At 35.4% G+C, this 7,698-nt stretch carries 11 protein-coding genes; 4 read left to right on the plus strand and 7 right to left on the minus strand.

The genetic code is table 11. The features are described from left to right. The 3 genes from ACY651_RS18235 to ACY651_RS18245 all read right to left on the minus strand — a co-directional run. Positions 1-566, minus strand: a 566-nt coding sequence (locus tag ACY651_RS18235) for a peptidylprolyl isomerase (RefSeq protein ID WP_462254938.1), incomplete at its 3' end; no start/stop codon positions are given. Positions 567-722: 156 nt separating this feature from the next. After that, the gene (locus ACY651_RS18240) at positions 723-1,334 is read right to left on the minus strand and encodes a hypothetical protein (protein WP_462254939.1); all 612 of its coding nucleotides are present in this window, start codon (positions 1,332-1,334) and stop codon (positions 723-725) included. Between the two features lie 77 nt (positions 1,335-1,411). Further along, complete coding sequence (locus ACY651_RS18245; protein ID WP_462254940.1) at positions 1,412-1,864, minus strand: nuclear transport factor 2 family protein; 453 nt, start codon at positions 1,862-1,864, stop codon at positions 1,412-1,414. 63 nt (positions 1,865-1,927) lie between these two features. On the opposite strand from ACY651_RS18245, the gene ACY651_RS18250 reads away from it, so the two are divergent. Next, positions 1,928-2,305, plus strand: coding sequence for a hypothetical protein (locus ACY651_RS18250; protein ID WP_462254941.1), 378 nt, complete (start codon positions 1,928-1,930; stop codon positions 2,303-2,305). A 108-nt stretch (positions 2,306-2,413) separates the two neighbouring features. Here ACY651_RS18250 and ACY651_RS18255 read toward each other — a convergent pair whose 3' ends face one another. The 3 genes from ACY651_RS18255 to rpmI form a co-directional block, all read right to left on the minus strand. Beyond that, a complete protein-coding gene (locus ACY651_RS18255; protein WP_462254942.1) occupies positions 2,414-3,808 on the minus strand; it encodes a type III PLP-dependent enzyme domain-containing protein in 1,395 nt (464 codons plus the stop codon). Positions 3,809-3,933: 125 nt separating this feature from the next. Further along, on the minus strand, positions 3,934-4,278 hold the full coding sequence (gene rplT / locus ACY651_RS18260; RefSeq protein WP_462254943.1) for a 50S ribosomal protein L20: 345 nt from the start codon (positions 4,276-4,278) through the stop codon (positions 3,934-3,936). A 39-nt stretch (positions 4,279-4,317) separates the two neighbouring features. Further along, positions 4,318-4,515: a 50S ribosomal protein L35 gene (gene rpmI, locus ACY651_RS18265; protein WP_462254944.1), complete on the minus strand. Its 198-nt coding sequence runs from the start codon at positions 4,513-4,515 to the stop codon at positions 4,318-4,320. A 217-nt stretch (positions 4,516-4,732) separates the two neighbouring features. Between rpmI and ACY651_RS18270 the strand changes: the two genes are divergently transcribed. After that, a complete protein-coding gene (locus tag ACY651_RS18270) occupies positions 4,733-5,296 on the plus strand; it encodes an NADPH-dependent FMN reductase (protein WP_462254945.1) in 564 nt (187 codons plus the stop codon). 68 nt (positions 5,297-5,364) lie between these two features. Beyond that, positions 5,365-5,850 carry a hypothetical protein gene (locus ACY651_RS18275; protein ID WP_462254946.1) on the plus strand — a complete coding sequence of 162 codons (486 nt, stop codon included), beginning with the start codon at positions 5,365-5,367 and terminating at the stop codon, positions 5,848-5,850. Positions 5,851-6,570: 720 nt separating this feature from the next. Here ACY651_RS18275 and ACY651_RS18280 read toward each other — a convergent pair. After that, positions 6,571-7,071: an Lrp/AsnC family transcriptional regulator gene (locus ACY651_RS18280; RefSeq protein WP_462254947.1), complete on the minus strand. Its 501-nt coding sequence runs from the start codon at positions 7,069-7,071 to the stop codon at positions 6,571-6,573. Between the two features lie 115 nt (positions 7,072-7,186). Here ACY651_RS18280 and ACY651_RS18285 point away from each other — a divergent pair. Then, positions 7,187-7,698: adenosylhomocysteinase (locus ACY651_RS18285; protein WP_462254948.1), on the plus strand; the 512-nt coding region annotated here is incomplete at its 3' end.

Consider the following 7,698-nt stretch of genomic DNA (forward strand, 5'->3'; position numbering starts at 1 on the left):
TCAATATTTAAAATAGTAACTGGCCTGGTAAACGATTGCCCGTTTGCAGGTTGTTTATGAATTTGCCTTACAATATCCATTCCGCTTATTACTCTCCCAAAAGCTGCAAAACCCAATCCATCGGGATTATAATTTTTACTGCTGTCGTAACCGGTTTGATCGCCTATACAAATAAAAAATTCGCTGTTAGCGGTTCCTGGAGTTGATCTTGCTAAGGAAAGTGTACCTGTAGTATGTGATAACCCTGTTAGCTTAGGTGGTTCATGAACAATGCCGGATAATGCAATTGCTTTTTTATTGTTGCTTTGCCAAATGCCGCCCTGAATAATACCGGTATTATAATCAGATGCCATTGCTTCAATAAATAAAACCCTGTAAAACGAACTGTTTTTATAAAAGCCAGAATCAACATAAGAAAAAAATGCGGCTACAGTTTTCGGTGCTTTGTCAGGATAGAGTTCAGCCTCCACATTACCAAGATTTGTCTTAATAATGATATGTGGATTTTTGTTGGACGAACAGGAAAATAATAATACTGCAACAGCGGCAATAATAAGTTTATGCATACCACCAAATTACTTATTTATTTTGTTACAGCATTACGCAAATAAAAAACCGGCTTTTTGGGCCGGGGTTTTATGTTTATGAAGTGATAATTTAATTTCTCAATTATAACTGGTAAATTATTGACCATTCTTCACCATTGCCAATTCACTTTAGTATTAATTTTTAGTAACGTCGCCGGGATTATTGTAAATTTCCACTGTGGCTAATATTTTTTTTGTTAAGGTCGCCGTGTTATTTTTTTCGTTAAAAAAAGTATAAGCATCGCCATTATCTTTCACCAGTTCATTCATCAGCTCCGGTGTGCAGGCAGCAATTTGTGCATCATCACCTGATTGTAAAAATAATTTTTCGGTAGTGTTATGCCCGTTATAATATTTAAGCGAATACACATTTATTTTTCCGGCAGCAATTCTTACAGCAAATCCGGGTAAAGCATCCTTAGCAACATAGCTTTGCTTTGCATCTGTAAATTCTTTTTGAGAAACAGCATAGTGATCTTTGTTTTGATAAGCCTTAATTTCTTCGGGTTTAATAATAATACTGCCATCAGCAATAAGATGAGGCGTTTTAAAAACACCGGTAACTAATTTTAATGTGGTGTAATTTTTAACGGAGCCGTCTTTCAGCTGTACAAAGCATAAAATTTCCTTTTTAGGATCTTCAATGGGTGCATTGTACTGTTCGATGGAGTTTTTGGTTACAGTGCAGGAGTTTAGTAAAACCAAAAGGCATGCAATGGCCTTCAAATAGGGTACATTTGTTTTCATTTTATGAGGGTATTTTTTACAATAACGTTTTAGCAACCTAAATATTGTATAAAAACCACTCAAAATCTAACTAATTTCTACTCACAGACTTTCTTTCTCCTGGTATCAATCAGGTATTGAATTTTCCATTCGCCGTTTAATTTAACCAATTGAAAAGAGTTAACGCCGCAATGGCTGAAAACACCTTTGTAATAAAATTTATATGGAGTCCAAACAATGGCAAGCGGCCCATCAATTTTTACAACATCAAAAACAATTCTTTCATCGGCATCGCCTTTTGCAAGTTTACTTATTGAAGTGGCAAATGCATCCACCGTTTCATTTTGAATAAATATTTTACCTTCTTTATTTCTGCTGATGGTTTGTAAAACAGCACTGTCTGCAAAGGCTGATTTTAATAATACAGCATCGCTTTTAATCATCGCATCAAATAATTTATTTACAGCTGCCTTTACAGAATCTTCTGCAGTTTGTGCTTTTATTGTAAATGAAAATAACATAAAAGTTAAAAAAATAAAAAAACGTTGCATATTTTTTTTGTTTATTAAGTTTTGGCAAAATTATTGAGTAGTAAATATATAACCCAACTATACATGAAAAAATTTAATTTACACCAATGGTTACCCTTACTGACCGCATTGGTAATTTTTGCAGGCTGCACTAAAAAAACTTATCCTGCAAAAAATGATTTAGATGCTGGCGATAAATATGAGAACACTTCAACTGCAAATGAAAATGTGTACACACCACCACCTGTAGTTAGCATTACGGATGACCAGGCAAAAAGCAATAAAGATGGTGAAATGTATTACGATAATGAAATGGGTTACCGCTACTGGAAATTTTGCGATGGCAAATATTATTTAGATGCCAAGTATGAATCTGGTGCCGCACCCAATAAAAAAATAGCAAAAAAACAAAGCAAAAAAGAACGCAAAAAAAGTAAGAAAGAAGATTATGCCAGCGAATAACGCATAATAATTTCTAAACTCTTCCGTTAAATATATAAGTGGACAAAAAAAACCACTTTAACTAATAAATAGCCCACCTGCAGGAATAGTCTTGTGGGCTTATTTATTTTAATACCCCAGTATCTTCAGCATACTTTGTGCAGTTTGTTCCTTTGCATAAACCCAGTCAACCAGCTTTCCGTTTTTATCGTGGCCAACAATAATGTGTTTTGGTGAAGGAATTAAACAATGTTTTATTCCACCATACCCACTAATCTGATCTTGATAAGCACCGGTATGAAAAAAGCCAACATACAATGGTTCGCCATCTTCCACCTTTGGCAAAAACACTTCATTAATATGTTCCTCACTATCGTAGTAATCATGGCTGTCGCAGGTAATACCACCGAGCACTACACGATGGTATTCGTTATTCCATTTATTTATCGGCAGCATTAAAAACTTTTCGCCAATGCCCCAGGTATCGGGTAATGTGGTAATAAAAGAAGAGTCTATCATGTACCAGGTTTCCTTATCGTTTTGATTTTTCTGGCCGATAACACTGTAAATATGTGCCATGCTCTCTCCCACCGTATAGCTGCCAAACTCTGTAAAAATATGCGGCATCGGTACTTTACTTTTTTTACAGGCCACTTTAATATTACGCACAATTTCATTTATCATAAACAGGTAATCGTACTCAAAACCCAGCGAATGTTTTATAGGAAAACCACCACCAATATTTATAGAATCCAACTCGGGGCAAATCTTTTTTAACTGGCAATACAAATTAATTACCTTGTTTAATTCACTCCAGTAATAAATATCATCCTTAATACCTTTATTTAAAAAGATGTGCAGCATCTTTAATTGAAAACGGTGTTCGTTACCTTCTATCTTATCTACATAAAATTCTAAAATATCTTTTGCCCTTATGCCCAGGCGTGAGGTGTAAAAAGGAAAGTTAGGTTCTTCATCAGCAGCCACACGAATGCCTAAATTAAAAGGCACTTTTACCGATTTAATGTAAGCCCTTAATTCTTCTACATTATCTAAAACCGGAATTACATTTTTAAATCCGCTGTTCAGCAATCCTGCAATACGGTTGGTGTAGGGCTTTTGTTTATAGCCATTGCAAATCACATAAGTATCTTTATTAACTTTTTTTTTGGCGTACAGTTTTTTAAAAATATCAATATCATAAGCATAAGAAGTTTCTAAATGAATATCATTTTTTAATGCTTCTTCTACAATAAATGAAAAGTGAGAACTTTTAGTACAGTAACAGTAATTGTATTTGCCCTCGTACTTATGCCTTTTAAAAGCATTGGCAAACATTGTTTTTGCCTTATTAATTTGTTTGCCAATTTTTGGCAGGTAAGTAAGTTTTAATGGGGTACCGTATTTATCTATCAGTGCTTTTATATCAAGATCGTTGTACTGCAAATACTCATTCTTAATTTTAAAATCTTCCTGCGGAAAGTTAAAGGTTTGCTGTACCAGGTCGTTGTAAGTATTATCCATTTACTGTTTAGGATTAATTACGGTTAGTAAAATTTTTTACAAATGTAGGCCATTGAAAATATTATGAATAAAAAAACCGGGTGTAATTTTTTACACCCGGTTTTAAAAAAACGCTGAGCCAGCAATTATTTTACAGATTCTATTAATTTTTTAAATGTTTCAGGCTCGTTCATTGCTAAATCGGCCAAAACTTTACGGTTCAAATCAATATTTTTTGCTGCTAATTTATGTATGAATTCGCTGTAAGTAATTCCTTCTGCCCTTACTGCTGCATTAATACGTGCAATCCATAAACCACGGTATTCTCTCTTTTTAAGTTTACGGCCTACATAAGCATAGGTTTGTCCTTTTTCTAAAACGTTTTTGGCAACGGTATATACGTTTTTACGCTTACCGTAAAAACCTTTTGCTTTTTTTAATATTCTTTTGCGGCGTGCCCTGCTGGCTACTGCATTTACTGAACGTGGCATATCTTAATTAGTTTAAAGTTAAAAGTTGATAGTTAAAAGTTATTTCAAACCCAATAGTCTTCTTACAAAGTGCATATTAGCATCGCTAACCACGCCGTCTTTACGCATGTTGCGCTTGCGTTTGGTACTTTTTTTTGTAAGAATGTGACGTTTGAAAGCTTTTTGGAAAGTAATTTTACCGGTGCCGGTAACTTTAAAGCGCTTTTTAGCGCTGCTGTTGGTTTTAACCTTTGGCATTATATAACTTGTTTTTAGTTACTCCCTGCTGGTGTTCCAAAATTTTGGAAACTTTTTGAACCTTGTGGGAAATGTTTAATAAAGAGAACTGTTCTTTTTTGGGCGGCAAAGATAGGGAGGAAATGTTGAATATGGCACAATAAGGAGAAGTTTTTTAGTAAGTTGACTACTTGCTCTTTACTCACTATATACTTCACTAAATTTATACAAAAATACAATGCCGCATATCGCCATAATATCATCGAGTGTAAGAATAGACAGAAACAGCCACAGGGTTGCTTTATATTTTAAAAACTATCTGCAAACCAATAACCTGGCAACGGCCGAAATACTGGATTTAAAAGAATACAATTTTCCTTTGTTTGATGAACGTTTGCGGTTACAAAAAAATCCCTCTCCACCGGTAATTGATTTTGCTGAAAAAATAAAGGCTGCGGATGGCGTTATAATTGTCACACCGGAATACAATGGAGGTTACCCTGCAAGTTTAAAAAATGTGGTAGATCTGTTGTATGATGAATGGCATAGAAAACCTGTAGCCATCTCAACGGTATCCGACGGTATTTTTGGTGGTACACAGGTAATTACGTCCTTACAATTCTCTTTATGGAAGATAAAGGCCTGGACGGTGCCCGCCATGTTCCCGGTGCCTAAAGTGAGCGGGGCATTTGATGAAAATGGTACGCCTGCCGATAAAGCTGCAACCGATAAAAGAGCCGCTGGTTTTATAAACGAATTACTATGGTGCATTGAAGCTAAAAACAAGATGAAAAACCCATGATGCAAGGGTATGTTAATATAACTTTTCATATACTTTTTGCTCCGTAAATTCGTTGTTACAAAAAACTCATGCCAGTGCTTAAAAATATACCAGTTTTATTTTGCTTTTTGGTAATTACAAATATGGTTTTTGCACAAAAGCCTGCAACTAAACCCAAAGAAGTTACAGTTCAAAAGTTTAAACCACCTAAATTAAAAAGTTCGTTGGGCAACCGGTCAGATTCTGCTGCAACTGTTTCGGTAGATGAAGCGGTTCAACTGGTTACAATGCCATTAACCATTACCGACGATAAAAAAACAGTTTACATCATCTCCTCTTACCAGTGCATGTATAAAAGACGTGCGGTAACAGAGAACGAAGAAACCGGAAAAGTATCACCCATTACCAGTATGGTGGCCAATGTTTTTAAAACCACTCCCCTGCCCGAAATTTGGAAAAAAACAATTACCGAACAATTAAAACCCGGCGAAGAAATATTTTTCTTTGATGTGGTGGTTAAAGACGCACAGGGCCGCTTAATGTTTGCGCCTAATTTAAAATTAGTAGTTCAGTAAAGAAGAAAAATTTTTAAAAGAAATTTTAATTCAATGCAATAACAACCATACCCCAACTAATACATACCTCCATTAATTTTTCTCTTTTCTTTTTTTCTTGATAAAATCCTTCGACTCTGCTCAGGAGAAACAAAAAAATCAAGGATAAAAGAATGGCTCCGCCCTTTTATCCCGCCAACGCCACGTGAACCCTCTGCTAAAAATCATTAAACCAACAATTTGTTACGAGCTATAAAGTGAATTTGATTTCAGAGATATTTTAATGCTTAGGTTGGCTGCATACCTTTTCCGGTAACACCAAAAAAATAATTTGTTACATGACACCATCAACATTAACTTATTCAAAAAGTGGCAGAGATTAAAAGCTACCACTCCAGCCTACTCAGCCAGTAGTTTTGAAGGACGGGCCTCGGAAAAAATTGCGTTAAGAAAATTTAGTGGCAAGGAGTATAAATGAAATAGATGTTACCAATGTTTAGTTTTATTCTTAGCCTGTAAGTCGCACAAAGACAGGTTTTATTCTGCCGTTGTGACTTATTTCATTTTACCCTTGACAATTAATTTTTAGCTTTTTTTTCCGCAGCCCTTGATTTTTGCTTCTTTTTATCAAGAAAAAGAAGAAGAAAACGCAGGAAAGAAATTTGAAACAATATAAATTACAGCAAACTAAATAATTAAAGCTTTAAAGAAAATAAATATCCTTCATTTCGTAACATGGGGTTAATACACCAACTGATGCGTCTGCTTTATAACCCCCATCACAAACACACTCTGCACATGCCCCATATTCTCAATATTGCTTAATTTATTTACATGAAAATCATGATACGCATTCATATCCTCACACATCACTTTCAGCATAAAATCAAATTCACCGCTAATGGTGTAGCACTCTACAACATCGGGCATAAGCATAATAGACTTTACAAATTTTGTTCCCGCAGTTTTACTATGTTCTTTTAAAGAGACATAACAAATAGCGATCAAGCCTTTTTTAACTTTAGTATGATCTACCAAAGTGGCGTATTGTTTAATCACACCGCTGGCCTCCATGCGTTTGATGCGTTCATGAACCGGCGTGGTACTCAGGTGAATTTTATCCGCAATTTCTTTCACCGTCATCCGTGCATTTTGCTGCAGTAAACTCAATATCAAAAGGTCTTTAGCATCCAGTGCAATATTGCCAATAGCTGTATTTTCTGTTTTTGTAGCTTTTGCCATAGTTAAAAAGTATTATCTCCTGTAAAAATTGTATTAAAAGGATTATCCCCCAAATTTACACAAACTTGTAGAATATTATCCTATAAGTTTACTTTTGTGTTCTAAAAATTATAATATGTCAACATTAACAAAAACCTCCATCGACTTCAGCCTTAAAAATAAGGTTGCAGATATGAGCCTTGCAGAATGGGGCCGTAAAGAAATTAGATTAGCCGAAGCAGAAATGCCGGGCTTAATGGCCATCCGTGAAGAGTACGGACCAAGCCAACCATTGAAAGGTGCAAGAATTGCAGGTTGCCTGCACATGACCATTCAAACTGCTGTTTTAATTGAAACATTAATTGCATTAGGCGCCGAAGTTAAATGGAGCTCTTGCAATATTTTTTCTACACAAGACCAGGCTGCTGCTGCAATTGCCGCTGCAGGTATTGGTGTTTTTGCATGGAAAGGTCAATCACAGGCAGAAGCAGATTGGTGTATCGAACAAACCTTATGGTTTGGTGGTGCAGACCGTCCTTTAAATATGATTTTAGATGATGGTGGTGATTTAACCAATATGGTTTTTGATACTTACCCTGAATTGATACAGCACGTTAAAGGTTTAAGCGAAGAAACTACAACCGGTGT

Source organism: Ferruginibacter sp. (assembly GCF_031391665.1).
Classification (GTDB): domain Bacteria; phylum Bacteroidota; class Bacteroidia; order Chitinophagales; family Chitinophagaceae; genus Ferruginibacter.